The sequence below is a fragment of the Solirubrobacter ginsenosidimutans genome (assembly GCF_027587205.1).
Window position 1 is genome coordinate 104,283 of record NZ_JAPDOD010000008.1, and the last position, 23,748, is coordinate 128,030.

The window sequence follows — 23,748 nt, forward strand, 5'->3', positions numbered from 1 at the left end:
GACGCCATGACCACGCTGCAACAGATCGACCTGGCCGATCACGACGCCTTCAAGGACCGCGTGCCGTACGAGTGGTTCAAGACGCTCCGGCACGAGGACCCGGTCCACTTCAACGAGGAGGCCGACGGGACCGGCTTCTACGCCGTCACCCGCTACCACGACATCCGCGAGGTCCATCGCCACACGGAGATCTACAGCTCCGAGCTCGGCGGCACGTCGCTGGAGGACCTCGAGCCCGACCAGATCGAGGCGCGCAAGTCCATGATCGACATGGACCCGCCGCGCCACGACGAGCTGCGCGGGCTGATCGCCCGCCGCTTCACGCCGCGTGCCGTGCAGGTGTGGGAGGAGGCCGTGCGCACGGTCACCGACCGCGTGCTCGACACGGCTCTGGAGCAGGAGGAGTTCGACTTCGTCCGTGACATCAGCTCCGAGATCCCGATGCAGGTGTTCGCCGAGATCCTCGGCGTGCCGCTCCAGGACCGGCGCTACATCATCGAGCTCGGCGACCGGCTGCTGGGCAACCAGGACCCGGAGTACGCGCAGCCGACCGATGACAGCCACCGGCTGCTGCCGTTCTCCTCGCCCGCCGCGATCGAGATGTTCGAGTTCGGCCGGAAGATGGCCGCCGCGCGGCGCAAGGCGCCGGGCAACGACATCATCACCCAGCTCGCGTTCGAGCCGCTCACGCAGCGCGAGTTCGACGTCTACTTCGTGCTGCTGGCCACCGCCGGCAACGAGACGACGCGGCACACGATCACGCACGGCCTGCTCGCGCTGCTCGAGCACCCCGACCAGCTGCAGCGCCTGCGCGAGGACCCGTCGCTCTACAAGCCCGCGGCCGAGGAGATGCTGCGCTGGGCGACGCCCGTGCACCACTTCCGCCGCACGACGACGTGCGCGACCGAGCTGGCGGGTGTGGAGCTGCCCGCGGGCGCGAAGGTCACGACGTGGTTCGTGTCGGGCAACCGCGACGAGACCGTCTTCGAGGACCCGGACACGTTCGACGTCGGCCGCACGCCGAACAAGCACATGGCGTTCGGCCCGGGTGGCATCCACCACTGCATGGGCGCGCACCTCGCGCGGCTGGAGATCAAGATCGCGTTCGAGGAGCTGCTCAAGCGGGTGTCGTCGATCGAGCTGGCGGGTGAGCCCGAGCGGCTGCGCTCGAACTTCTTCAACGGCATCAAGCGCCTGCCGGTGCGGGTCACGCGATGATCGCGCTGCGCCGGATCGATCACGTCGCGCTGCGCACGCCCGATGTCACTGAGGCCTCGCGACGCTGGTGCGCGCAGTTCGGCCTGGTCGAGCGCGAGCCCGGACGCTTGAGCTGCGACGACGAGCCGTTCTGCCTCGAGCTCGTGGAAGGCGAGCCGGGCGTCGAGCACGTCGCCTACGAGCTGCGCCGCTCCTGCACGCTCGACGCTGCGCGTGCCCACCTCAGCGACTGCGAGGAAGTCGACGGGGGCCTGCGCGTGACCGACCCCGAGGGCAACCGGATCCTCATCCTGCCCAACCGCGGTCAGACGGCGATGACGTCGCACGTCCGGCCGGCGGGCGACCGCGTCCTGGGCGCGCCGCGAAAGCTCGGCCACGTCAACTTCCTCACCGGCGCGATCGCCGAGCAGACCGCGTTCTACACACGCGAGCTGGGCATGGCGGTCACCGACCACCTCGGCGACGGCGGCGTCTGGTTCCACATCAACGGTGACCATCACGTGATGGCGCTGGTGGACAAGGGCTATTCGCACTTCCATCACCTCGCGTTCGACGTCGTCGACATCGGCCAGATGCGCGACACGCTCGACCACCTCGGCCGTCACGGCCGCTGGCTCGCCTGGGGCCCGACGCGGCATGGCATCGGCGGCAACATCGCGTCCTACGTGCGGATCGTCGAGGAGGAGTGCTTCGTCGAGCTCTACTGCGACATGGAGCAGCTCGAGGCCGAGCACGAACCGCGCGTCTACCCGGACAACCGCTACTCGTCCAACACCTGGGGCCCGCTGCCGCCCCGCTCGTACTTCCGCTTCGATCCCGAAGCCGTCGCCGCTGAGCGCGAGAGCCTGGAGATGATCGCGTGAAGGGCTACTCGATCCCGCGGACGGAGACGGGTCTCTCGAGCCTCGTTCCGTCACCGCCGTGGCACTACGTCGGTGACTTCCTCGTCGTCGACTACTGGGCCGATCCGGACGCGGTCCGTTCCATCCTGCCCGAGGGACTCGAGCCGCACGAGGACACCGGCCGCTGCGCCGCCGTCTTCGCCGACTGGCAGTCGTGCAGCGAGACCGGTGACGAGCTGCTGGACCCGGTGCGTTCGCACTACAAGGAGTTCTTCATCGTCGCCAACGCGATGCTCGGCGAGGAGGAGGTCACGACCTGCCCGTTCATCTGGGTCGACCAGGACTTCGCGCTCGTGCGCGGGTGGATCCAGGGCTTCCCGAAGAAGCTGGGGGAGGTCTGGATGACCCGCACCTACGGCCTCGGAGGCCCTGCCGATCCGGGGCTGCGCGCCGGCGCTCGCCATGGCGCGACGTGTTCTGCTCGCGGCCGCGAGATCGCCGACATGACCCTCACGATCGACGGTGTCAGCGAGGACGGCCCCAAGCACAACGCGCCGCCGATCGTCAACGTCCGCCACTTCCCGCGGCTGGCCGCCGGCCGCCACGACGAGCCGCAGGTGCACGAGCTGGTGCGGGCGGTCTCGCGCGACCGGATCGCGTCGACCGTCTACGAGGGCGAAGCGACGCTGAACATCCACGAGGCGCGCGGTGAGGAGCATCACCTCCTGGCGCCGGTCGAGGTCGGCCGCGGCTACCGCTTCACGTTCGCCTACACCGTCGACGACCTCGAGACCGTGAAGGAGCTGACATGAGCGCCCTCGCCCTCGCCGTCTCACCCGACCACTTCATCGGCGGTGAGCGGGTCGCGTCGAAGGAGCACTTCGAGGACATCTCGCCGATCGACGGCACTGTCATCGCGGAGATCTCGCGCGGGGGCGCGGCTGAGGCCGACGCCGCGGTGCGCGCCGCCCACGCCGCCTTCCCCGCCTGGGCCGCTCTCGGTCCGCAAGGCCGCGCGCCCTACCTGCACAAGCTCGCCGACCTGATCGATGCAAACGTCGAGCGCCTGGCCGAGGTCGAGTGCCTGGACATGGCGATGCTCCTGCGGTCGCTGCGCGCCCGTGTCATCTCCCGCGGCGCCCGCAACTACCGCGCCTACGCGGACCTCGCGGTCGCCTACGAGGAGCGCGACTGGCGCTCGAACGGCACGTGGAACCGCGTCCAGCGCATGCCCGCCGGCCCCGCTGCGGTGATCACGCCGTGGAACGCGCCGTTCATGCTCTCGACCTGGAAGACCGCGCCGGCGCTGGCGGCGGGTTGCACGATGGTGCTCAAGCCCGCCGAGTGGTCGCCGTTGAGCTGCTCGCTGCTCGCCGACCTGATCGCCGAGGCCGGCTTCCCGCCCGGCGTCTTCAACATCATCCAGGGCATCGGCGAGGAGGTCGGCGCGGCGCTGGTGTCACACCCGCTGCTGCGCCGCGTGTCCTTCACCGGCTCGCCCGAGACCGGACGCCACATCGCGGTCGCGGCGGGTGCGAACCTCGTCCCGTTCACGGCCGAGCTCGGGGGCAAGGGCCCGCTGATCGTCTTCGAGGACGCGGATCTCGACGCCGCGGCCAGGAAGGCCGCGGGGCAGTACGACGACTCCGGCCAGGTCTGCCTCGCCGGCACCCGTCTGCTCGTCCAGGACAGCGTCCGCGACGCGTTCTTGCAGCGCTTCCACGCGTACGTCGACGAGCACGTCCTCGGCGACCCGCGGGAGGACGCCACGACGCTCTCGCCGCTGATCCATCCCGACCATCTCGCACGCGTGTCCGGGTTCGTCGAGCGCGCCCGGGAGGCGGGTGACACCATCGTCCGCGGCGGCACGCGTGCCGGCGGGCTCCACTACGAACCGACGCTGATCGAGCCGCGCTCGAATGACGCAGAGGTCGTCCAGCGCGAGATCTTCGGGCCTGTGCTGACCCTGCAGGGCTTTGCGACCGAGGAAGAGGCGGTCGCGCTCGCCAACTCGACCGAGTACGGGTTGTCGGGCATCGTCTACACGTCATCGCTCGGCCGCGCGGACCGCGTCGGCCGGCAACTGCGCGCCGGGACCGTGTGGGTCAACACGTTCCTCGTGCGCGACCTCACGGCGCCTTTCGGCGGCGTCGGCATCTCCGGGATCGGCCGCGAAGGCGGCAACTACGCGCTCGACTTCTACTCGGAGTTGAAGGCGTTGCAGATCCTCGAAGGCACCGTTCAGTAGTTCCCAGGAGGAGAGAGTCCATGTCCGTTGCTGAGACCGCGCCCGCCGCGGCGCCTCGGGGATCCGAATCGGCGAAGCTCCACCGCCGCGCGCTGGGTGTTCCCGACCTCGTGTTCTTCATCGTCGCCGCGTCCGCGCCGCTGACCGCCGTCGCCGGCGGCCAGGCCGCGACCTACCTGGTCACGGGGAACCGCGGCGTCGCGTTCATGTTCATCCCGCTCGGGATCATCCTCGGCCTGTTCGCGGTCGGCTATGCCGCGATGAGCCGCCACGTCGCCAACGCGGGCGCCTTCTACGCCTACGTCGCGCGTGGTCTCGGCAAGGTCCAGGGCGTCAGCGCCGCGTTCGTCGCGCTGCTCGCCTACAACGCGATGCAGATCGGCATCTACGGCCTGTTCGGCGTCGCGATGGGCGCGTTCATGGCCGACAAGGTCGGGATCACGCTCGACTGGTGGTGGTGGTGTTTGATCGCCGGCGCCGTCATCGGCGGGCTCGGCGTGCTGCAGATCGACCTCAACGCGCGCGTGCTCGCCGTGCTGCTGATCCTCGAAGTGATCGTGGTCGCACTGTTCGACTTCGCGATCGTCGCCGATCCCGGCCCGCAGGGGATGACCACCGTCGCGTTCGATCCCTCCGTCGCCTTCGGCACCGCGGTGGGCGCGACGCTGACGTTCTGCGTCGCCTCGTTCGTCGGCTTCGAATCCGCCGCGATCTACAGCGAGGAGTGCCGCGATCCGAAGCGCACCGTCGCCCGCGCCACGTTCATCGCGGTGGGGCTGATCGCGGTCTTCTACGCGCTCTCGAGCTGGCTGCTCGGCGTCGCCGCGGGCCCCGACACGATGATCAACCCGGACAAGCTCGTCGCCGCCGGCTTCGCGACCAATGGCGGGCCGGACCCGACCACGGTGCTGTTCATCACGGGCCAGGACCGGCTCGGCGCGTTCTGGGGCGACGCCGCCTCGCTCCTGTTCGCCACGTCGCTGTTCGCGGCGCTGCTCTCCTTCCACAACGCCGTCGCGCGCTACGCGTTCGCTCTGGGGCGCGAGGGCGTGCTCCCGTCCGCGTTCGGGCGCGTGAACCCGAAGACCGGCTCGCCGTGGATCGCCTCGATCACGCAGACCGTGCTCGCGCTGGCGATCGTCCTCGTGTTCGCGATCGCGGGTGCCGACCCGGTGCTCAAGCTCTTCACCTGGCTGACCAACCTCGGCGCCCTCGGTGTGCTCGCGCTGATGGCGGCGACGTCGTTCGCGGTCGTCGGCTACTTCCGCACGCGGCCCGAGGCGGGGCTGAGCGCCTGGTCCTCGAAGATCGCACCGGCGATCGCGGGCGTCCTGCTGCTCGTGATCCTCGTGCTGGGCGTGCTCAACTTCAACGTGCTGATCACGTCGGCCACCAACGCGCCGACCGACAAGATGACGATCATCCTGCCGCTGATCCTGCTGGTCGGCGCCGTCCTGGGGCTCGTGGTGGGTACGTTCCTCAAGCGCAACAAGCCGGAGATCTATGCCCGGATCGGGGAGGGCCGCGAGTAGGATCGGGAGCCGATGGCGAAGGGTCGCGTAGACATCACCTCGGTCCCTGACCGCGTTTACGCGATCCTGCGCGAGCAGATCCTCGCGGGTGAGTTGGAGCCCGAGTCGCGCCTGCACCAGGAGGGCATCTCGGCGGAGCTGGGCGTCTCGCGCACGCCGGTGCGCGAGGCGATCGCGCGGCTCGCCGCCGAGGGCCTGGTCGAGCTGCTCGCTAACCGCGGCGCCCGCGTGGCGGCGGTCCGCTCAGGCGACATGGCCGCGGCCTACGAGGCGCGCCTGGGCATCGAGCCGCTCGCCGCCCGGCTGGCAGCCGCACGGCGCGACGCCGCCGAGCTGGCGAAGCTGCGCAAGACGCTCACGCCCGCCCGGCGCGGTCCGAAAGCGGCGTACGCGGCCTCGCGCGCGTTCCACCTCGAGCTCGCGGTCGCCTCGGGCAACCCGTTCCTCGTCGACTTCTCCGAGGCGCTGTGGGCGGGCCGCCTCGGCCTGCACGTCTACGCGCAGCAGATGACGCCCGAGCAGTTCGCCAAGGACGCGCTCGAGCACGAGCACATCCTCGACGCGATCGAGGCCGGCGACGGTGCCACCGCCGAGCGGCTCACCCGCGAGCACATCACGCACGCGCAGGACGTGCTCGCGGGGCGCGTGGACGCCGACGGCCGCGCGCTGTCAGACGCCGCTTAGCGCGCAGTCGCGGATATCCAGCAGCGTTTCGAGGACCTGCAGCCCGAGCTCCCCGCTCGCGCGCTGCGGCGTGCCGTCACGTGCCGCGCGGCAGAGGTCCTGGAGGCCGAGGCCGCGGGAGTTCTCGTTCCACTCGCTGACCAGCGGGAGCGTCTGATCGAGCTCGCCGCGGCGGGCGAGGACGACCGGGCCGTCGAAGGTGTTCGGGTCACCGCCGAGCAGCGTGCCGTCGAGGCCATGCACCTCGACGCCGTAGCGGGCGGGAGCGTTGGCGTCGTCGGTGGTCGTGATCGTCGTGAGCACGCCGCTCTCGTGGGCGAGGACGCCGGCGACGCGGGTGGGTTCGACGATCGGGAACTCCGTGCCGTCGAGCGTCACGCCCGACGTGCGCGGGCGGGTGCCGAGGCCGGTCACGGCCTCCACGTCGCCGAACAGCTCGATCGCGGTGGCGACGGCGTACGGGCCGAGGTCCATCAGCGGGCCCGACAGCTCGGCGTACAAGAACGCGGGGGACGGGTGCCACGTCTCCGGCGGGCGGGCGAGCAGCCGGATCTGGGCCACGGCGGGTGCGCCGATGCGGCCGTCGTCGATCGCCGCCTTGATCGTCTGGATCCCGGCGCCGAGGAACGTGTCCGGCGCGGAGCCGACGAGCACGCCGGCGGCCGCCGCGGACTGCAGCACCCAGCGCGCGTCGTCGACGCTCGTCGCCAGCGGCTTCTCGGTGTAGATGTGCTTGCCGGCACCGATCGCCGCCAGCGCCACGTCAGCGTGGAAGTCCGGCGGCGTGAGGCAGAGCACGACCTGCACGTCGCGGTGGGCGAGCAGCTCGTCCATCGTGCACGCGTCGATCGCCCGCTCGTGCGCGGTCTCGCGCGCCCGCTCGGCGTCGACGTCCGTGCAGGCGACGATCCGCACGCCGTCCAGGCGCGGCGCGTTGTCGAGGTAGATCCCGCTGATCTTGCCGCAGCCGACCAGCCCGACGCCGAGGTCGCTCATACGACCGCCTGCAGGGTCGCGAGGGAGCGGCGCGAGTCCTCGACGGGGTCGTCGGAGGGCGTGTCGAGCTCGACGATCAACCGGCTCGCTCCGGCCGCCTCCGCGGCGCGGGCGATCGCCGCGAAGTCGAGCTCGCCGTCGCCGGCGACGACGTCCAGCCAGCCGTCGTCGGTCTGCTTGACGTCCTTGGCGTGCACGAGCAGGATCCTCCCTGTCAGCTGTCTCAGCATGGTCACCGGGTCGTGGCCGGCGATGCGCACCCACCCGACGTCGAGCTCGAGGTCGAGCTCCGTTGCGACCAGCCGGCTCCACAGGTCCACCTCGCCGAACTCGAACGCGTGGTTGTGGTAGCCGAACGGCCAGCCCGCGGCGCGGGTCTTCTCGCCCGCCGCGACGATCCGCGCCACCAGCTCATCAGCAGCGGAATCGCTTTCGGGCGTGGGCACCCACGGCAGGATGATCGTCTCGACGCCGAGCGTGTTCGCCTCGTCGAGCACTTGATCGAACTCGTCCTCGAAACGCTCGAGCCGCTGGTGCATCGAGCAGGCCGACAGGCCCGCGTCGTCAAGCATCCGACGCATGCTTGCCGCGTCGCGTTCGTACAGTCCGGCCAGCTCGACCTCGCGCGCTCCCGCCTGTGCCAGCGCTTCGAGCGTTCCCTCGAGATCCTCCGCCAGCCGCTCGCGCAGCGTGTACAGCTGCACGGCCAACCCTAGACCGCTCATTGCCCGGAGGCTAGCGCGACGTACTGTTTGCGCATGGGGTTCGACCAGTACCACGAGCCGCCGGACGAGTTGCCGGCGCGGACGCGGACATTCGCCAGGCTGTGCGCGTCGCTGACCGAGGAAGCCGAAGCGATCGGCTGGTACGAGCAGCGGATCGCCGTCGAGCAGGATCCGGAGGCGCTTGCGGTCATGCGCAACGCGCAGACCGAGGAGTTCAAGCACTTCGCGATGGACCTCGAGTTCCTGCTGCGCCGGACGCCGGTCTGGCGGTCGGTCGCGGAGGGGATCCTGTTCACTGACGATGACATCGTCCAAGCGGGCGAGGAAGCCGAGGAGGGCGCCGGTCTCGGCGGCTCCGGCGGCGGAGGACAGCCGGGTTCGCTCGGAATCGGAAGCCTGAAGGGGGCGGGACTGTGAACCATCTGCTGCGTGAGAAGGCCCCGATCACCGAGGCCGGGTGGAACGAGCTCGACGAAGAGGCCAAGGAGCGGCTTTCGCCTGGCCTCGCCGCGCGCAAGGTCGTCGACTTCGGCGGGCCGCACGGGTGGGACTACAGCGCCACCAACCTGGGGCGGATCGCTTCGCTGGACGCGTTCGAGGGCGTCGGCGCGGCGCGCCGGCGGGTGTTGCCGGTGGTCGAGTTGCGGGCGCCGTTCGCGGTCAGCCGGTCCGAGCTGGACGACCTCGAGCGCGGCGCCGGTGACATCGATCTCGGCGAGCTCGACGCGGCCGCGCGTCAGATTTCCCACGCCGAGAACGTCGCCGTCTTCCACGGCTGGCTCGACGCGGGCATCCGCGGCATCGCCGAGGCGTGCACGCATCCGGCGGTGGCACTGAGCGAGGACTTCAACGCCTACACGCGCCACACCGCCGAGGCGGTCGAGACGTTGCTGCGCGCCGGTGTGAGCGGTCCGTACGCACTCGCCCTCGGACCCGACCAGTACACCGGCGTGATCCAGAGCACCGAACATGGCGGCTACCCGCTCTTCGACCACCTCAAGAAGATCCTCTCGGGCGGGCCGATCGTGTGGGCGCCGGGCGTGCAGGGCGCCGTCGTCGTATCACTGCGCGGCGGCGACTTCCTGTTCGAGTCGGGCCAGGACCTCTCGATCGGCTACTCGTCCCACGACGCCGACACGGTCCAGCTCTACCTCGAAGAGAGCTTCAGCTTCCGTGTCGCGACGCCGGAAGCGGCCTGCTTCCTCAAGCCCGCCGGCTGAGAGAAGGCACGCGGGGGCCGGCCGAGCGCGTCGTCGACGCCTCGGCTGACCCGCGCGTCGCGCCCCTCGCGGATCGCGTCGAACATCGCCATCCGCCAGGCGACGTACTCGGCGGGGAGGTCGAGGCTCGCCGCGTAGGTCGCGGGGTCGGCGGGGACGAACGTCCCGCCCACGCGCTGGGCCGCTTCGGCGAACGTGATGGCGGTCGGGCCGGAGAGCTCGTACGTCACGCCCTCGTGGCCGGGTTGCGTGAGCGCCGCGACGGCGACGTCCGCGACGTCGTCGAGGTCGACGAACGGCTCGCGCCCCTCGCCCGTGGGGGCGGTGACGACGCCGTCGTCGTCGGGCTGCAGGAACCCCTCGGTGAAGTTCTGCACGAACCAGCTCGGCCGCAGGATCGTGTGCCCGCGCGCGGCTCGTTCGACGGCGGCGAGCGCCCCATCGGGGTGGAACTCCACCGCGCGGGCGGAGAGCAGCACCGCGCGCCCCTCGAAGCGGTTCAGTAGCGCGGCGACCCGCTCCGCGTTGCGCGGGTCCTGCCCGGGGACGGTGAGGAAGACACCGTCGATCCCGGTGAGGTCGTACTCGGGTTCGGCCCAGTCGAAGCCGGTCGCGCGGGTCGCGATCCGGGCGTCGTGGCCGTTGAGGCGTTCAACCACGCGGCGACCGGTCTTGCCGGTGCCGCCGATGACGAGAAACGTGCTCATGCCTGACAGCTTCGCCACGTTGCGCAAGACGAACAATGGGCGAAAGGCCGCGATACCTTTGTGATCGTCCATGGACGTCCTCGCCGACCTCCTGTCCCGCGCCCGCGCTTCGGGCGCGGTCTTCGCCCGCACCGCGATCGCCCCCGACCACGGCATCGAGTTCAGCGGCCGCCGTCTCCTCGCCGTCCACACGATCCTGAGCGGCGACGCCTACTTCGAACGCGACGACGCGCCCGCCGCACCCGTTTCCGCCGGCGACGTCGTCCTCCTCCCCGAAGGCACCCCCTACCGCGCCGTACCCACCCCGGGCGCCCGTGCCACCCCCTTGGATGCCAGTCGTACACCGCAAGTACACCGGGGTCAGACCCCGGTATCCCACTTGCATACAACGCGTATACCGGGGTCAGACCCCAGTATGCATGTCGTATGCAAGGCCGGGTTGCTGTGCGGGGCGTACACGCTCGACGGGTTGCTGTCCGACGCGCTGCTGGAGGGACTGCCGCCGCTGATCGTGGTGCGGGACGCCGGGCTGGACCGGCTCACCGCGCTCGTGGCGGATGAGCTCGCGCAGCCGGGTCCGGGGGAGCAGACGGTGCTCGACCGCGCGCTCGACCTGCTGCTCGTCCTCGGGTTGCGGGCGTACTTCACCCAGCCCGGCGCGCACGTGCCCGGCTGGTACGCGGCGCTTGACGACCCCGGGGCGGGGCCGGCGGTGCGGGCGATCCACGCCGATCCGCGCCATCGCTGGACGGTCGCCGAGCTGGCAGCGCGCGCCGGTCTGTCACGCGCCGCGTTCGCCAAGCGCTTCACCGACGTCGTCGGGGAGCCGCCGCTGGCCTATCTGACGGGCTGGCGGATGGCGCTCGCCGCCCAGGCGCTGCGCGAGCGCGGCGCAACGGTCAAAGCGGCGGCGGCGGAGGTCGGCTACACGAACGAGTTCGCGTTCGCCACTGCCTTCCGCCGCCACTACGGCGAGCCCCCGGGCCGCTTTAGAGCCAGCCGGGAAGGACGAAGATCGCCCACGCCGTGACCGGCGCGATGATGATCATGCTCATGCCCCACTGCAGCAACCGCTTGTAGACGAAGTCGCGGCGGTCGTCAGGGGAGTTGGCCACCACGAGCGCGCCGGAGGTGGAGAACGGGCTCGAGTCCACGACCGAGGAGGAGATCGAGAGGGCGATGATCACGCCCACGGCGCCGATCTGGCCCTGCGCCAGGAACGGCACGGCCAGCGGGATCAGTGCGCCGAGGATGCCGGTGGTGGAGGCGAACGCAGAGACCGCGCCGCCGATGAAGCAGATCACCAGCGCGGCCAGCAGCGGGGTCCCGATGCCCGCGACCTCGGTGCCGAGCCAGTCGATCGTGCCCATCTCCTGCAGCAGGGCGACGTAGGTGACGATGCCACAGATCAGCAGCACGGTCGGCCAGGCGACCTTGTCGGCGGCGCCCGTGGTGGCATCGGGCATCAGCAGCGACAACACCACCGCGATCGACACGGCGACGAAGCCGACGTCCCAGTCGAGCGTCAGCGCGATCAGGACCAGCGCGCCGATACCCGCGAGCGTGAGGATCCGGTCGCGGTCCAGCGGCGGCGCCTCGGCGCTCATCGCCACCGCGAAGCCGCCGATCACCGGCTGCCCGGAGGCGGTCGTCTCGCGCTTGAAGCGCCGCGTCGCCTCGGGCTCGGGATCGACGCGGCGCTGCAGCAGCTCGCGCCCGCCGAACAGGAAGAACACGACCACGCTCAGGATCGTGTTGAAGATCAGCGAGGAGAAGAACTCGGTGAGAAGCCGCCACCCGCCCGCCGACGGCCCGTACCGCGGCGTGCACGAGCCAGTCCACGGTACCTATCTGTTCGCGATCGCGAACAGATAGGTGACACCGACCAGGATGATGAACAGATCACCCGGGAAGCCGGCGAAGATGTCGTCCTCCGACACCCCCACGGCGCTGCCCACGACGAACGCCGCGGTGATGCCGAGCAGCCCCATGTTGATCGGCCGGAGCGTGCCGATGGCGAAGATCGCCACCAGCACGAGGATCGATGTGACTTCCTGGTTCATCCGAGTCTCTCCCTTACTCGATGAGTGCCTCTCTGACGAGTTGCACCGGGTGGCGCGCGGGGCGACCCGTCCCGTGCGCGATCTGCTGGCGGCACGAGACGCCCGTGGCGGCGATCAACGTCGCCGCGGGCTCCTGCCTGACCGCCGGGAACAAGCGCATCCCGCCGATGCGCATGGACAGTTCGTAGTGCTCGGCCTCGAAGCCGAAGGAGCCGGCCATGCCACAGCACCCGGCGTCGAGCTCGACGACGGTCGCGCCTGGGAGCCGCTCCAGAAGGGCGACCGTGGACGCGGTGCCGGCTAGCGCCTTCTGGTGGCAATGGCCGTGGAACAGGATCCGCCGCGGGCCGAGGTCCCGCAGCTTCAGCGCACCGTCGTCGATCGCCTCCACGAGCAGCTCTTCGACGAGCTTGGTCCGCTCCGCGATGCCACGGTCGCCGATCAGCTGCACGTGCTCCTCGCGCAGCGTCAGCAGGCACGAGGGCTCGACGCCGGTGATCACCCCGGCGGCGCTGGCGAGGCGGTCGCTCAGCGCCTCCGCCTTGGCTTTCGCGTCATCGAGCAACCCCTTCGAGATCGACGCCCGCCCGCAGCACCCGCCGCTCTCCAGCCGCACGCCGTAGCCCGCGGCATCCAGAAGCTCGATGGCGGAGCGGCCGACGCCGGGCTCGGTGAAGGTCGTGAAGGAGTCGGCGAGGAACGTCACCGGGCCGCGAGAAGGGGCCGCTGCGGCCGGCCGCGAGCCCGCCCACTTGATCAGCGTCTCGCGCTCGAAGCGCGGCAACGGCCGCCGGCGATCGATGCCCGTGACCCGCTCCATCAACCGGCGCGGGATCGGCGCGTTCGACAGCGGCGCGGTCGCCGCGCCCACCTTGTTCAACGTCCGGATCGCGCCGAACAGCCGCGAGCGCAGCGGCGTCCCGTGGATCGCGTTGTGGTGTGACAGGAACTCCGACTTCAGCGTCGCCATGTCAACCGACAGCGGGCACTCGCTCTTGCACGCCTTGCACTCGAGGCAGAGGTCGAGGATCTCGAAGAGCCGCTCATCGCCCAGTGCCGCTGCGGGATCGGGCTCGCTCAAGGCCTTCACGAGCGCGTTCGCCCGCCCGCGTGTGGCGTGCTCCTCCTCGCGCGTCGCCATGTAGGACGGGCACATCACACCGCTGCCGGTCTTGCGGCACGCGCCGATCCGCTGGCAGCGGTCAGCCGCTGCGTGCATCGATCCCTCGGGGAAGTCGAAGTGGGTGACGAGCGGCTCCGGCCGCGGGTACTCGGCGTCGCGGATGTGAATCGGCAGCGTCTCCGCGTCGACCATCACCCCCGGGTTGAACACCCCGTCGGGATCGAAGAGCCGCTTGACCGAGCGCATCGCCCCATAGAGCTCGTCGCCGAAGATCCGCGGGCTGAACGGCGAGCGGATGCGGCCGTCGCCGTGCTCGGACGAGTTCACGCCGTCGAACTCCGCGACGAGGTCGACGACCTCCGATGCCACTTCGAGCATCGTCTCGACCTGGTCGGGCCGGCTGAGGTCGAGGAACGGGCGGATGTGCAGGCAGCCGACCGAGCAGTGCCCGTAGAAGCCGGCCTTGAGCCCGCGGGCGTCGAAGATCGCCTGGAAGCGCTCGACGTACTCGTGGAGGTGCTCGGGTGGGACGGCGGTGTCCTCGACGAAGGCGGCGGGGCGGGTGCGGCCCTCGCTCGCGGCCATCAACAGGCCCAGGCCCGCCTTGCGGACCTTGGTCAGCGCGTCCTGCTCGGCCGCGGTCTCCGCGCGCAGGAAGAAGTAGCCGTGGCCGTTGCGTTTCCAGGCCGCCTCGAGCTGATCGAGCTTGGAACGCACCTCGTCCTCGGTGTCACCGGCGAAGGACACGAACAGCAGCGCCTCGGGGTCGCCGTCCAGGCGGTCGGCCAGCGCGCGGAACTCGACCTTCGCGCGCGAGAGCCCGAGGATCGTCCGGTCGATCATCTCGACCGCGTGCGGCTGTAGTTCGAGCGCGTCGTGGGTGGCATCGACCGCGCCGAGCAGCGAGTCGAAGTGCCCGACCGCGAACATCTTCGCCTTCGGCAGCTCGACCAGCCGCAGCGTGGCGGCCGTGACGATCGCGAGCGTCCCCTCGGACCCGACGATCAGCTTGGAGAGATCGAACGGATCGAGGCGGTCCAGGCGGTACCCGCCCGACTGGCGCCAGTGGCGTGGGTAGTCCTCGGCGATCGCTCGCGCATGCTCGCGCAGCAGCCGCTGGACGCCGACGTGGATGCGCCGCTCCGGCGCGCTCGCCGGCTCAGCCGCCGCCGAGAACGTCGCCTGCGTGCCGTCGGCCAGCACGACCTCGAGCTCGAGTACGTGGTCGACGGTCGTGCCGTAGACGATCGACTCGCTGCCCGAGGAGTTGTTGCCGATCATGCCGCCGAGCGTCGCGCGGTTGGAGGTCGACGTGTCGGGCCCGAATACGAGCCCGTACCGCTTCACCGCCTGGTTGAGCTGCTCCTGCACGACCCCCGGCTGCACGCGCACGGTACGCGCCTCGGGATCGATCGCCTCGATCGCGTTCAGATGTCGTGAGAGGTCCAGCACGAGGCCGCGCCCGCCCGCCGTCTGCCCGGCGAGGCTCGTTCCGCCCCCGCGGGGGACGATCGGTACGCCGAGCCGCGCGGCGACCCGCACCGCTCGCGCGACATCGTCCGCGTCGCGGGGGAAGGCGACCGCCAGCGGCTCCAGCGCGAACATGCTCGCGTCGGCGGCGTACAGGTGGCGCGTGTACGCATCGGCGCGCACGTCCCCCGCCAGCTCCCGCTCCAGGGCGGTCGCAAGCTCCTCCATGATCACGACAATGCCCTCTCGCTAGTGTGGGAAACGTTGGTGTATCGACCCGGCCGTCATTTGCTGCAGATTCCCGGCCCCACGAACGTGCCCGACCGGGTGCTGCGGGCCATCGACGCGCCCACCATCGATCACCGCGGACCGGACTTCGCGGAACTGGGCCTTGAGGTGCTCGAAGGCCTGCGAACAGTTTGTCGTACCGACGGACAAATTGTCGTCTACCCGGCGTCGGGCACCGGCGCGTGGGAGGCCGCGCTGGTCAATACGCTCTCTCCCGGCGACAAGGTCATCGCGTGTGAGACGGGGCATTTCGCGACGCTCTGGCGAGCGATGGCGGCTCGGCTCGGCCTCGAGGTGGTGTGGCTCGAGGGCGATTGGCGCCACGGCGCCGACCCGGAGCGGATCGCCGACGCGCTCGACGACGACGTGCGCGCGGTGATGGTCGTGCACAACGAGACGTCGACGGGCGTGACCAGCCGGATCGCCGACGTGCGCGCCGCGCTGGGCGATCACGACGCGCTGCTGCTGGTCGACACCATCTCCTCGCTGGCGAGCATCGACTACCGCCACGACGAGTGGGGCGTGGACGTCACGGTGGCCGGCTCGCAGAAGGGCCTGATGCTGCCGGCGGGCCTGAGTTTCAACGCCGTGTCCGAGAAAGCGCTCGAGGCCGCGAAGGCCGCGCGGATGCCGCGCTCCTATTGGGACTGGGCGCCGATCATCGCCGCCAACGCGAACGGCTACTGGCCGTACACGTCCGCCACCAACCTGCTGTACGGGCTGCGCGAGGCGCTGCAGATCCTCCTCCGTGAGGAAGGGCTGGAGCACGTCTTCGCCCGCCACGCGCGTCACGCCGCCGCCACCCGCGCCGCGGTCGCCGGGTGGGGGCTGGAGGTGCTCGCGCTGGACGAGCGGGAGCTGTCGAACTCGCTCACGGCGGTGGTGTGCGGCGGCTCGGACGAGGTGCGGCGGGTGATCCTCGAGCGCTTCGACATGTCACTCGGTGCGGGGCTGGGTCGATTGGCCGACGAGGTGTTCCGGATCGGGCACTTGGGCGACTTCAACGATCTCATGCTCGCCGGCACGCTGTCCGGGGTGCAGATGGGGCTCAAGCTCGCCGGCCACGATGTGGGCGATGGCGTCGGCGCCGCGCTGGAGCTCCTCGCCGCGTGAGTGCGCTTGACGGCCTGCGGGTGATCGAGCTCTGCCAGGTGATGGCGGGCCCGTTCTGCGGGCAGGTCCTGGGCGACATGGGCGCCGACGTGATCAAGGTCGAGCCGCCCGGGACCGGCGACCAGACCCGCGTCGGCATGGGGCAACACGCCTTCCGCGCGGTCAACCGCAACAAGCGCTCGATCACGCTCGATCTCAAGCAACCCGGCGACGTGGCGGTCTTCCATCGCCTGGTCGAGACCGCCGACGTGCTGACGGAGAACTTCCGGCCGGGTGTCGCGGCGCGGTTGAGCGCCGACTACGACACCCTGCGCGCGCGCAACCCGCGGCTGATCTACGCCTCGATCTCCGGCTTCGGGCAGACCGGCCCGTACGCGCAGCGGCCGGGGTTCGACCTGATCGCGCAGGGCGCGGCGGGGGTGATGAGCGTCACCGGCGAGCCGGGCGGCAACCCGGTCAAGGCGGGTGTGCCGGTCAGCGATCTGAGCGCGGGGCTGTTCTGCGCCGTCGGCATCCTCTCCGCGTTGCACGCCCGTGAGCGCACGGGGGAGGGGCAGCGGATCGACACGTCGCTGTGGGAGGGCGCGCTCGCCCTCGGGATCTGGGAGACCGCGGAGCTGTGGCAGACCGGAGTGGCACCGCAGCCGCTCGGCTCAGCCCACCGGCTCACCGCGCCCTACCAGGCGCTGCGCACCCGCGACGGCCATGTCACCGTCGGCGGCAACAACCAGAAGTTGTGGCGGCGGCTGTGCGCGGTCATCGGGCGGCCGGATCTGCCCGAGGACCCGCGCTTCGTCACCAACCCCGACCGGATGGCGCACCGGCCGGAGCTCGTCGCCGAGCTCGAGGCCGCGATGGTGGTGCGCGACACCGCGGAGTGGGTGAAGGCGCTGCTCGAGGCGGGTGTTCCGGCCGGGCCGATCCTCGACTACGCGCAAGTGGTCGACGACCCCCAGACCCGCGCACGTGAGATGGTGGTGGAGATGGAGCACCCAGAAGCCGGCACCGTCCGCGGGCTCGGCATCCCGATCAAGCTCAGCGCCACGCCCGGAACGATTCGCCGCCCCGCCCCGCTGCTCGGCCAGCACACCGACGAGATCCTCGCGGAGCTCGACGGTGGCTGACGTCACGTTGGAGCGCCGCGGCGCCGTCGCCTGGGTCACGTTCGACCGCCCCGAAGCCCACAACGCGATGACGTTCGCGATGTACGACCGGCTCGTCGAGCACTGCGAGGCCGTCGACGCCGACGACGAGCTCAAGGTCATGGTCCTGCGCGGCGCGGGCAGTCGCGCGTTCGTCGCCGGCACCGACATCCGCCAGTTCGCCGAGTTCAAGTCCGCCCAGGACGGGCTGATCTACGAGGCGCGGATCGACGCCGTCCTGGACCGCCTCGAGGCCGTGCGCAAGCCGACGATCGCGCTCGTCGACGGCTTCGCCATGGGGTCCGGCCTCGCGATCTCCGCCGCCTGCGACCTGCGGGTGATCACGCCGAACGCCAAGTTCGGCATGCCGATCGCTCGCACCGTCGGCAACTGCCTCTCGATGGGCAACTACGCCCGCCTCGCCCAGGCCATCGGCGCGCCCCGGCTGAAGGAGGTCATGTTCCTCGCCCGCGCGATCGGCCCCGACGAGGCGGCCGCGATCGGCTTCGCGTCCGCCGTGACCGACGACCCGGAGGCTCATGTCAGCGCGCTGTGCGAGACCCTCGCGTCCCACTCGCCCACGACCCTGTGGGTCACCAAGGAGGCCCTCCGCCGCGCCCGCCACGTCCCTTCGGGCGACGACCTCGTCCTCGAGGCCTACGGCAGCCCGGACTTCCGCACCAACGTGGCCCGCTTCCTAAAGCGCACCTAAGGGGCCAGACCCCTTAGGTGGGGTTTAGGTTGCTTCGCCGTCGGGACGGTGAGAGGATCGCGGCGAGGTTGCCATGTGGCATCACGCCGTCGCCACGCTCGTCGGACTCGTCGTCGCGCTGCCGGCGCCGGCGACGTCGATCACTGTCGGCGACCTCGCGACCGGCCAGGGGCTCGACACCTTGTGGGCGACCCACCCGGGCGGGCTCTCGACGCTCACACCACGGATCGAGGGCGGTGCGACGCTCACCCACACGCTGAGTCTGCCCGGTGCCGACCCGGTCGTGGCGACGACCTACGGCGACCGCACGTTCGTCCTCGACCGCGCGTCCGAGGCCGTGCTCGTGTTCGGCGGCGACGAGGAGCAGGGCTTCACGCAACAGGCCACGGTGCCGGTCGGCAGGCGACCGAGCGCGCTCTACGTGGCCGACTTCAACGGCGACGAGTTCCCCGACATCGCCGTGACCAACGAGGGCTCCGACGACGTCTCGATCGTCCTGGCCGGGCCGATTCCGGCGTATCTCCCGGAGCGCCGGATCGCGGTCGGCTCGCAGCCGCGGGCGCTGGCCGCGGGCGACCACGACCACGTCGGCGGACTCGATCTCGTGGTGGCGAACTTCGGCTCGGGCACCGTGAGCGTCCTGCTCGGCGACCTCAAAGGCGGCTTCGCCGTCGGGAAGACGTTCGCCGTCGGTGCCGGCCCGACCGCGCTGCTGGGAGACGTCGACGTCAACACCGACGGGATCGACGACATCGTGGTGGCGGACTCGCTCGACGGGACGGTCGCCGTGCTCCGCGGGACCGAGGGCCTGCCGGGCCTGGCGAAGTTCGTCGCGCTGCCGGGCGGCGCGGCGAGCCAGCCCGTCGCTCTGACGTACCTCTATCCGCCGGAGCGGTTCTCCGGCATCGACGTCTTCGTGGCCGCGCGGGGCACCGGTGCGCTACTGCGGCTGCACGTGCGATCGAGCGGAACCTTCGAGCCCGCGCGGACCGTGCGCGCGATCGCCCAGCCAGTGGCGGTCGAGGTCGGCAGCTTCGCGGGCGATCGCTACCGCGACTTCGCGGTGGCCGATGCCTTCGGCGGCGTGACGTTCATCCCGACCCCCGGCGCGCGCCTGATCGCGGCGGACCTGCGGGCGGTGAGCGTCGCCGCCCGCGACGGGACGATCGTCTGGTCCCGGCGGCTCGGCCAGAACCGCTACGGCCTGGCGCGGTCCGGCGGCGCGCTCCCCGATCCGGCCGCACGCAAGGACCCGCGCCCGCGGATCGGCCAGTCCAAGCGCGGCGCGCCCGTGCTGACCCGCGTCCGCTGCGGCCGGCGGCGTTGCACCGCCGTGGAGACGACGCTCTCCGGGGCGCGGGGGCGGCCCGTCCTCGTGCCGGTCCCCGCCGGCTGCCGCCTCCGCGATCTCGCGCGCTGGCGCGCAGCGGTCGCGTACGTGCTCGTCCGGGAGCCGAAGCACGGCTGCCCGCACGACGCGATCGGGCTGTGGCTGCGCCGCGGCACCGACCGCCCAAGAAGGGTGAGCCGGTACGCGGACGCACTCGGTGACCTCCGCGGCGACCGCATCACCTGGCACGAGACGCTCTACGGCGGCAGCGGCTGGCGGCTGCGCTACGCGCGCCTCCCCGGCAAGCCGGTCACGGTGGTCAGCGGCAACCTCGACTGCTGCCTGCTCGCCGGGGGCACCATCGATGGTCGCTATGTCTACTGGGACGAGAGCCCCGACACGGACCGCGCGACGCTCAACCGCGTCCCGATCACGGCCGTCGGAGGCAACGCTTGCGAGTACCTCGAGCCGATCAACGGCTTCCCGTGGAGCAGCTTCGCGATCGACCGCGGGAACCCGGTCTACGTCGACAGCTTCGGCGTCTTCGAGCTCGGGGCGGAGCACGCCCGCTGGCATCGCTGCTGACGCGCCGCGAAACATTAAGCCCACCTAAGGGGTCAGACCCCTTAGGTGGGCTTTAGGTTCGGTGCGGGGGGATGTGGCTACTGCAGGCGCACCGTGGCGGTGACGGTCTTCGCGCCCTTGACGCGCACCTTCACCGTCGCGGTCTTGCCGGCCCGGACGGCGTAGGCCTTCGTGCCGACGCTCGTCTTGCCTCGCAGCAGTTGGACCGTGCCGCGGCATACCGCACCCGCGTCACCGCTGCAGTTGACCCGCACGCCCACGGCGCGGCGGCTGCTCACCCGCAGCGTCTTGGCCGACTTGAGCTTCGCGCTCGCGCGCAGCGTCTTGGCCGTGGCGGGGGACACGGGCACGGGCGCGGGCGCCGCGACCGGATCGGGCACGAGTGCCGTCTCCGGTGCCGGCGTCGGCGTCTGGACCGGGTCCTCGACCGTCCCACCGACCTCGACCGGCACGCTCACGGAGCCACCCGGCGCCGCCAGCACACCGAGGTGGGTCAGCGTGCGCTTCATGAACTCGTTGCGCGCCGACTCGTTGATGCCCTCGAAGCCGAACCCGGTGTAGAGCGTGTCATCGGTCGCGACGACGCCGCCCTCCTTGAACTCCTCCGTGCGCCGCTGCCAGCCGTTGGTCGGGACGTCGGTGCCGGCGGGCGGCGGGCCGACCGTCCAGCCGCCGAGCGAGGCCTCGAAGTCGTTGGACTCGATGACCGTCGCGCCGTCGGTGAGCTTGAGGTCGTCGATCCAGACACCCAAGCCCAGCGTGCCCCAGTCGGTGATCACCGAGATGCGCAGGTCGACCTTCTTGCCCGCGTACGCGGACAGATCGACGTTCCAGTCCGTCCACCCACCGGACGAGCCGGTGAACGCGTTCCAGTCGCCGCTCGTGCCGTGTGGCTCGCACGTCGCCGACCAGTAGTGCTGCAGGAACGGATGCGGGGCGTCCGCGTCCGACGCGAGGCCCTCCGGGCAGGAATCGCCCGTCGAGGTCGTGGTCAGGCTGACATCGGCATCGCCCGCGCCGTCGGTGTCGGCCTCGGGCAGCGTCGTCCAGGCGTCGCTGTCCGGATTGGTGGTGACATCGCGCGCCTCGACGGTCACCCAGTCCCAGTTCTCCTCCACGTCCCCGCTGAACTTGAAGTTCAGCTTGGGCGCGGTCCGACCGGTCAGATCCAGCGTCTTGCCGAAGCGCTTGTACGCCTGGCTGTCGGCGCCGGCGGACATGTACATCGTCCCGCTGTATGGGCTGAACGGCGCCGCGCCCGGGCGCAGCCAGTCGGCCACGCTGCGCGACGACGCGAACTGCGGGAACTGCGCCGGCGGGAGCACCGACGATGTCACGACGAACGTCGCCGAGTGATCCTGGTTCCCGGCGCCGGTCTCGTCGAACAGCCACGACATCCCCTCGTAGGGCCCGTGACCGCGCAACGCGAACGGGTGTCCCGCCTCGTCGTCGAACGTGTTGCCGGGCGAGGCGTAGATGTACGCACCGAGGTAGTACTGGAGGAAATCGTCGTTGTGGGCGATGCAGCCGTCGGCCGCCGACGGATCATCCGGGTTGAACTCGACCTGCGCGTTGCTGCACCACTTGCCACCCTCCGGCGGTTCCGGGAACCCGAAGTTGCGGAACTCGTTGCCCTCAGCCCACTGCTGCCCGGCGCTCTTGCCGGTGTAGAACAGCTTGCCGCCCTCGTTGAGGAAGTGGCGGACGTCGACCATCTCCTCGACCGCCAACCGCGCCGTGCCGGTGCCCGCGGGCTGACCCGGCCGGCGAGTCAGGTAGTCGTCGCCGGTGTACCAGACGACGGCGTCGTAGTGGCTCAACACGCCCAGCCAATCCGGCGAGCGGTTGCCGCGCGTGTCGACGTCGTAGATGTCATACGCGACGCCGTTGGCCTCGAGCGCGTCCGTGTAGTAGGTCAGATACGACGGACCGCTCGTGTCCGGGTATGCAGGGACGCCGGCCGTGTAGTTCTCGGCGCTGAGGATCAGGACCTTCGCGCCGGTCTCCGCGCGCGCCGTGTAGGTGAAGTGCGGGGAGGACTTGCGCCCGCCCTCGAACCACACCTCGACCTCGTCGCCCGGCGCGGTGCCGGTCACCACCCCCCGGAGACGGTGGTAGTAGAGCCCCGGCTCCTGGTCGAAGCGCTCGCCGCCCAGGAATCTCGAAGTCGCGACGGTCTTCACCGCGCCGTCGTTGATCCGGTAGCGCAGCTTGACGTCGCCCAGCGACTTGCGGGCCACGACCTGCACGTCCTGCGGATCACCATAGGAGTCGGCGAACGTCTCCACGTAGAAGTTCTCGACCGTGTTGCCGAGGTGCGAGATCGGGTTGGCCGGGTCATCGGCCGAGCGCGCGAGGTCGAGCACGAACTCCTTGTGGCGCAGGAACTCCGCCTGGATGTCGGCCTCGACGTCCTGGAACTCGAAGCCCGAGACGTTCGGGATGTTCGGCTGCGAGCCCTCCGGCGTGTAGGCCAGGATGCCGTGCGCGTAGGCGTCGTCGGTCAGGTCGCCGTTGGTGATGTAGAGCTCGGCCGACAGGTCGGGGTCGAAGCGGTTGCCCGTGATCTCCCACTCGCCGTCGGCGTTGTAGTGGCCGTCGGCGATCGCCGAGCGGTCGTCGTCACCCGCGTAGGCCTCGAAGAGCTCGTGATCCGGGACCGGCGTGTACTGCTGGAACCCGTTCGGCCACAGCAGCAGCTCGGCCGCGGTGTGGTCGTTCTTGTTGAAGACGAAGTCGACCATGTCCCAGAGCTTCTTGATCGCTTTGGTCTCGGGCTCGGAGTCCGGGGCGGGGCCGCGATAGGTCTCCGACAGGAGATCGTTGCTGGAACCTTCGTTGTCGAAGCCCCAGTGCGTCGCGTGGTTGCGGTTGGGGTCGACGCCGTCGACGGGCTCGCCACGCACGCCGTTGCCATTGTTATCGGCCATGTTCTTGCGCCACAGGCGGTTGCCGGGCGTGAACGTGTACTCGTAGCCGTCCGGGTTGTTGACGCAGACGAACCACAGCTCGCGGGTGTTGACCAGTTCGGTGGCGATCGCGCCGTCCGGCGTGGCCTTGCCGTAGTTGGTGGTGAAGTAGTTCAGGGAGCGCTTGCACGTCTCGCCGGCGAGCCACTCGCGCGCGTGCTGCATCGCGTTGTAGAGCACGGCGGGGCGGGTGTTGTCGGTGCGCGCCTTGGCGTTCTGGGTGACCTTCAGGGCGACGATGTCGCGACCCATGTGGGTCTTGCCGAGGATCACCTTCTTGACGATGCTCATACCCTCGAGCCGGTCATAGAGCTCGAGGTACTGCTCCTTGCCGTCACCCGCGACGCGGTCGTAGCGCCGCCACACGTTGTACGTCGCGTCGCTGCCCACCGGGACGTCCGCCGCTTGCGAGGTGACGGTGTTGGCCTTGCCCTGCAGCTTCGGCGCAAGCCCATCCTTCCCCAGCGCCGCCGCCTGCCGGGCGGTGCTGTAGACCTCGAGATAGCTCCCGTGATCGGCCTCGATCATGTCGTAGCCGGCCTTGACCAACCGCTGCTTGTTCTCCTGGGTCGGAGCGACCCGGTACGCGTTCAGCGGCTCGCGAGCCGCCGATGCGGCGGGCGCCGACACGCCCAGCGCGACGAGCACCGTCGCCAAGACGGCGCTGCTAGAGCGCAACTGCATACTTCCCTCCTCAAAATGAACCTTCGCAGAAAGCCCCCTGAGCCTTCCATGAGTGAATCGGGAATCTATCGACCGGGTGTCCATCGCGCGCCGCTTG

Annotated in this window: 17 protein-coding genes and 2 pseudogenes; 13 read left to right on the forward strand and 6 right to left on the reverse strand. The window is 70.5% G+C overall.

What is annotated here, in order from left to right; genetic code table 11:
- Window positions 1–6: 6 nt before the first annotated feature.
- From OM076_RS11990 to OM076_RS12015, 6 genes are read left to right on the forward strand one after another with little or no spacing between them, the layout of a single operon-like run.
- A complete protein-coding gene (locus OM076_RS11990) occupies window positions 7–1,218 on the forward strand; it encodes a cytochrome P450 (RefSeq protein WP_270040137.1) in 1,212 nt (403 codons plus the stop codon).
- The gene (locus OM076_RS11995; protein WP_270040138.1) at window positions 1,215–2,081 is read left to right on the forward strand and encodes a VOC family protein; all 867 of its coding nucleotides are present in this window, start codon (window positions 1,215–1,217) and stop codon (window positions 2,079–2,081) included. Before OM076_RS11990 ends, OM076_RS11995 begins: the two co-directional genes overlap by 4 nt.
- On the forward strand, window positions 2,078–2,872 hold the full coding sequence (locus OM076_RS12000) for an acetoacetate decarboxylase family protein (protein WP_270040140.1): 795 nt from the start codon (window positions 2,078–2,080) through the stop codon (window positions 2,870–2,872). The genes OM076_RS11995 and OM076_RS12000 overlap by 4 nt, the downstream gene beginning before the upstream one ends.
- Window positions 2,869–4,308 carry an aldehyde dehydrogenase gene (locus OM076_RS12005; RefSeq protein ID WP_270040141.1) on the forward strand — a complete coding sequence of 480 codons (1,440 nt, stop codon included), beginning with the start codon at window positions 2,869–2,871 and terminating at the stop codon, window positions 4,306–4,308. The genes OM076_RS12000 and OM076_RS12005 overlap by 4 nt, the downstream gene beginning before the upstream one ends.
- 20 nt (window positions 4,309–4,328) lie before the next feature.
- The gene (locus OM076_RS12010) at window positions 4,329–5,840 is read left to right on the forward strand and encodes an APC family permease (protein WP_270040143.1); all 1,512 of its coding nucleotides are present in this window, start codon (window positions 4,329–4,331) and stop codon (window positions 5,838–5,840) included.
- A gap of 12 nt (window positions 5,841–5,852) precedes the next feature.
- Entirely contained in the window at window positions 5,853–6,524 is a 672-nt protein-coding gene (locus OM076_RS12015) for a GntR family transcriptional regulator (protein WP_270040144.1), read from the forward strand.
- On the opposite strand, the gene OM076_RS12020 is transcribed toward OM076_RS12015, so the two are convergent.
- Both OM076_RS12020 and OM076_RS12025 read right to left on the reverse strand, forming a co-directional pair.
- Window positions 6,510–7,520 (reverse strand): Gfo/Idh/MocA family protein, encoded by a 1,011-nt coding sequence (locus tag OM076_RS12020; RefSeq protein ID WP_270040146.1) that lies wholly within the window; start codon window positions 7,518–7,520, stop codon window positions 6,510–6,512. The genes OM076_RS12015 and OM076_RS12020 overlap by 15 nt on opposite strands.
- Window positions 7,517–8,245 (reverse strand): sugar phosphate isomerase/epimerase family protein, encoded by a 729-nt coding sequence (locus OM076_RS12025; RefSeq protein ID WP_270040148.1) that lies wholly within the window; start codon window positions 8,243–8,245, stop codon window positions 7,517–7,519. Before OM076_RS12025 ends, OM076_RS12020 begins: the two co-directional genes overlap by 4 nt.
- 33 nt (window positions 8,246–8,278) lie before the next feature.
- Here OM076_RS12025 and OM076_RS12030 point away from each other — a divergent pair.
- Window positions 8,279–8,581 (forward strand): annotated as a pseudogene (locus OM076_RS12030) (ferritin family protein); the annotation flags it as partial.
- A gap of 77 nt (window positions 8,582–8,658) precedes the next feature.
- On the forward strand, window positions 8,659–9,465 hold the full coding sequence (locus OM076_RS12035; protein WP_270040152.1) for a family 1 encapsulin nanocompartment shell protein: 807 nt from the start codon (window positions 8,659–8,661) through the stop codon (window positions 9,463–9,465).
- Here the strand turns inward: OM076_RS12035 and OM076_RS12040 are convergent.
- Window positions 9,393–10,172, reverse strand: a complete 780-nt coding sequence (locus tag OM076_RS12040; protein WP_270040154.1) for a Rossmann-fold NAD(P)-binding domain-containing protein — start codon at window positions 10,170–10,172, stop codon at window positions 9,393–9,395. The genes OM076_RS12035 and OM076_RS12040 overlap by 73 nt on opposite strands.
- 70 nt (window positions 10,173–10,242) lie before the next feature.
- On the opposite strand from OM076_RS12040, the gene OM076_RS12045 reads away from it, so the two are divergent.
- On the forward strand, window positions 10,243–11,202 hold the full coding sequence (locus OM076_RS12045; RefSeq protein WP_270040156.1) for an AraC family transcriptional regulator: 960 nt from the start codon (window positions 10,243–10,245) through the stop codon (window positions 11,200–11,202).
- Here the strand turns inward: OM076_RS12045 and OM076_RS12050 are convergent.
- A pseudogene (locus tag OM076_RS12050) lies at window positions 11,162–12,235 on the reverse strand (SLC13 family permease). The gene OM076_RS12045 and the pseudogene OM076_RS12050 sit on opposite strands and share 41 nt — an antisense overlap.
- 13 nt (window positions 12,236–12,248) lie before the next feature.
- Window positions 12,249–15,056 (reverse strand): FAD-binding and (Fe-S)-binding domain-containing protein, encoded by a 2,808-nt coding sequence (locus tag OM076_RS12060; protein WP_270040160.1) that lies wholly within the window; start codon window positions 15,054–15,056, stop codon window positions 12,249–12,251.
- Window positions 15,057–15,092: 36 nt separating this feature from the next.
- Between OM076_RS12060 and OM076_RS12065 the strand changes: the two genes are divergently transcribed.
- The 4 genes from OM076_RS12065 to OM076_RS12080 all read left to right on the forward strand — a co-directional run bounded on the left by OM076_RS12065 (window position 15,093) and on the right by OM076_RS12080 (window position 19,998).
- Window positions 15,093–16,229: a pyridoxal-phosphate-dependent aminotransferase family protein gene (locus tag OM076_RS12065; protein WP_372518027.1), complete on the forward strand. Its 1,137-nt coding sequence runs from the start codon at window positions 15,093–15,095 to the stop codon at window positions 16,227–16,229.
- Window positions 16,226–17,353: a CaiB/BaiF CoA transferase family protein gene (locus tag OM076_RS12070; RefSeq protein WP_270040162.1), complete on the forward strand. Its 1,128-nt coding sequence runs from the start codon at window positions 16,226–16,228 to the stop codon at window positions 17,351–17,353. The genes OM076_RS12065 and OM076_RS12070 overlap by 4 nt, the downstream gene beginning before the upstream one ends.
- Window positions 17,346–18,083: an enoyl-CoA hydratase/isomerase family protein gene (locus OM076_RS12075; protein ID WP_270040163.1), complete on the forward strand. Its 738-nt coding sequence runs from the start codon at window positions 17,346–17,348 to the stop codon at window positions 18,081–18,083. Before OM076_RS12070 ends, OM076_RS12075 begins: the two co-directional genes overlap by 8 nt.
- A 73-nt stretch (window positions 18,084–18,156) precedes the next feature.
- Window positions 18,157–19,998: a hypothetical protein gene (locus OM076_RS12080; RefSeq protein WP_270040164.1), complete on the forward strand. Its 1,842-nt coding sequence runs from the start codon at window positions 18,157–18,159 to the stop codon at window positions 19,996–19,998.
- A 77-nt stretch (window positions 19,999–20,075) separates the two neighbouring features.
- Here OM076_RS12080 and OM076_RS12085 read toward each other — a convergent pair whose 3' ends face one another.
- Entirely contained in the window at window positions 20,076–23,651 is a 3,576-nt protein-coding gene (locus tag OM076_RS12085) for a M14 family metallopeptidase (protein WP_270040165.1), read from the reverse strand.
- Between the last annotated feature and the right edge of the window lie 97 nt (window positions 23,652–23,748).